Genomic DNA, 268 nt, shown 5'->3' with positions numbered 1-268 from the left:
GCATCAACATTTACACGACAGAAACGCGTTCGAAACCCTGCGGATTGTCCTGCAACGCCAGTGCAAGCACCTCATCAATCCAGCGAACCGGATAAATTTCAAGGTCTTGTTTGACATTGTCCGGGATCTCCTCGAGATCGCGTTCGTTCTCTTTCGGGATGAGCACCCGCTTGATGCCGCCACGGTGAGCCGCCAGCAGTTTCTCCTTGAGACCCCCGATGGGCAGCACCTCGCCGCGCAGGGTGATCTCGCCGGTCATGGCCACGTC

The 268-nt window shown here is 57.5% G+C and carries 1 pseudogene; it reads right to left on the bottom strand.

The annotated features are described in order from the left end of the window. Window positions 1–49 precede the first annotated feature (49 nt). Window positions 50–268 (bottom strand): annotated as a pseudogene (locus B4920_RS26455) (S16 family serine protease); the annotation flags it as partial.

The sequence above is a fragment of the Zoogloea sp. LCSB751 genome (assembly GCF_002028455.1).
In the GTDB taxonomy this organism is placed as follows: domain Bacteria; phylum Pseudomonadota; class Gammaproteobacteria; order Burkholderiales; family Rhodocyclaceae; genus Zoogloea.
Note: the sequence above shows the minus strand (reverse complement) of the source record. Positions and strands in the feature narration are given on the sequence as shown.